This window comes from Gordonibacter pamelaeae 7-10-1-b, assembly GCF_000210055.1.
GTDB classification, from domain to species: Bacteria; Actinomycetota; Coriobacteriia; order Coriobacteriales; family Eggerthellaceae; genus Gordonibacter; species Gordonibacter pamelaeae.
Genome location: NC_021021.1, coordinates 1,087,636 through 1,089,952 on the forward strand (window position 1 = coordinate 1,087,636; position 2,317 = coordinate 1,089,952).

General features: G+C 70.0%; 2 protein-coding genes. Both read right to left on the bottom strand.

The window, feature by feature from the left end:
* Window positions 1-1,740: molecular chaperone DnaK (gene dnaK, locus GPA_RS05105; RefSeq protein WP_041240102.1), on the bottom strand; the 1,740-nt coding region annotated here is incomplete at its 3' end.
* 27 nt (window positions 1,741-1,767) lie between these two features.
* A partial coding sequence (locus tag GPA_RS05110; RefSeq protein ID WP_083808928.1) for a tetratricopeptide repeat protein occupies window positions 1,768-2,317 on the bottom strand: 550 nt, incomplete at its 5' end.

The following is a 2,317-nucleotide window of genomic DNA, read 5'->3' on the forward strand; positions in this document are numbered from 1 at the left end:
GGCGCTCGAGCGCTCCAGCTGCGCGGCGGCGGCGCGCAGCGCGGCCACATCGGCCTCGTCCACCTTGTCCACCTTCTTGGACAAGAGCTTGCGGACGGCGGCCACATCGGCCTTGATCTGCTTCTTCTCGTCTTTCTCCAGCTGCTTGCCCTTCTGTGCGAGCGCCTGGTCGGCCTCGTTTGCCAGCCGCTGGGCCTCCTCGCGCGCCAGCATGGCGTCGCGGCGCGCCTCGTCTTGCTCGGCGTACTGCTCGGCGTCGCGGATGGCGCGGTCCACCTCGTCGTCGGACATGCGGCCCGAGTCGTCGATGGTGATGGACTGCTGCTTGCCGGTGTCCAGATCCTTCGCCGACACGGTGAGGATGCCGTTCGCGTCGATGTCGAACGTCACCTCGATCTGCGGCACGCCGGCAGGCGCCCGCTTGATGCCCTTGAGGCGGAACGTGCCGATGGCCTTGTTGTCGGCGGCCATGGGGCGCTCGCCCTGCAGCACCTTCACCTCCACGCTCGTCTGGAACGCCGCGGCGGTGCTGAACACCTGCGAGTAGTGCACCGGCAGCGTGGTGTTGCGCTCCACGAGGCGCGTGGCCACGCCGCCCACCGTCTCGATGGACAGGCTCAAGGGGGTCACGTCCAGCAACAGCAGGCTGTTCGCGCGCACCAGGCCGGTGGAAGCGCCGGAGAGCGTGGCGGCCTGGATGGCGGCGCCGGTGGCCACGCACTCGTCGGGGTTGATGGAGGCCGACGGCTCCTGGCCCGTGAGCTTGCGCACGTGCGCCTGCACGGCCGGCACGCGCGTGGAGCCGCCCACCAGCAGCACGCAGCCGAGCTCCGAGGCAGCGATGCCCGCATCGTTGAGCGCGGTCTGCACGGGCCCGGTCGTGCGCTCTACCAGGTCGCGCGTCATATCGTCGAACGCAGCGCGCGTGACCACGGCATCGAGGTGCAGGGGGCCGGCCGCGTTCTGCGCGATGAAGGGCAGGTTCACGTGAGCGGAATCGAGCGAGGAGAGCTCCTTCTTCGCCTGCTCGGCCGCCTCGCGCACGCGCTGCACGGCCATCGGGTTGCGGCGCAGGTCCTCGCCGTGCTCGCGCTGGAAGGCGTCCAGCAGGTAGCTCGCCACGCGCTCGTCGAAGTCGTCGCCGCCCAGGTGGTTGTCGCCGGAGGTGGCCAGCACCTCGATGACGCCGTCGCCGATCTCGATGATGGACACGTCGAACGTGCCGCCGCCCAGGTCATACACCATCACCTTCTGCGGCGTGCCGTTGTCCAGGCCGTAGGCCAGCGCCGCGGCCGTGGGCTCGTTGATGATGCGCAGCACGTCGAGGCCCGCGATCTTGCCGGCGTCCTTCGTGGCCTGGCGCTGCGCGTCATCGAAGTAGGCGGGCACGGTGATGACGGCCTGCGTCACGTCCTGGCCGAGAAAGGCCTCGGCATCACGGCGGAGCTTCCGCAGGATCATGGCCGACAGCTCCTGCGGCGTGAACGCCTTGCCGTCGATGGCAGCGCGCCAGTCGCTGCCCATGCGGCGCTTCACGGACGCGATGGTGCGGTCGGGGTTCACGGCCGCCTGCCGGGCGGCAATAGCTCCCACCAGGCGCTCGCCGTCTTTCGAGAACGCCACCACGCTCGGCGTGGTGCGCTCGCCTTCCGCGTTGGGCACGATGGCGGGACGCCCGCCCTCCACCGTCGCCGCGCAGCTGTTCGTGGTTCCCAGATCGATGCCTATCGTCGCTGTCATGCTTCGCTTCCTTTCGCTAGCTATACTCTAAAACCCGAAGGGCACGCACAGGCGGCAGAGGGCCGGGCCGCAGCACCAGATGCCGCAGCAGAGGGTCATGGGGTCGATGCCCATGCTGAATCCCTGGGCCTGCCCCTCCTGCTGGTAGGTCTGCCCGGCCTGCTGGAACTGGCGCTGGGCGCGCTGGTAGTCCGGATTGTTCGGGTCCAGGCGCACGGCGCGGCGTATCTGCTCCAGTGCCATGAGCGAGTTGCCGGCGCCGTCGTTGGCCAGAGCGCTTAGGTAGTACCAGCGCGCGTTGCGGCCATCGCTCGTCACGGCATTCAGCTGGTCGATGGCCTGCTGGAACCGGCCGGCGTTGATGGCGTCGATCACGCTGCGGATAGCGGGCCCGTCGGCAGCCGACGCCTCGGGGTGGATGGGCCCGCGGGCGCCGCCGCCCGGGCCGCCGAACCCGAACAGATCGTCGAAGTCGAAGCCGAAGCCGCCCGTCCAGCCGTAGGGACCTTCGGAGCCATAGGGGTTCTGCCCGGTGCCGCCCGCACCGCCGGCACCTCCCGTGCCCGTGCCGCCGGCA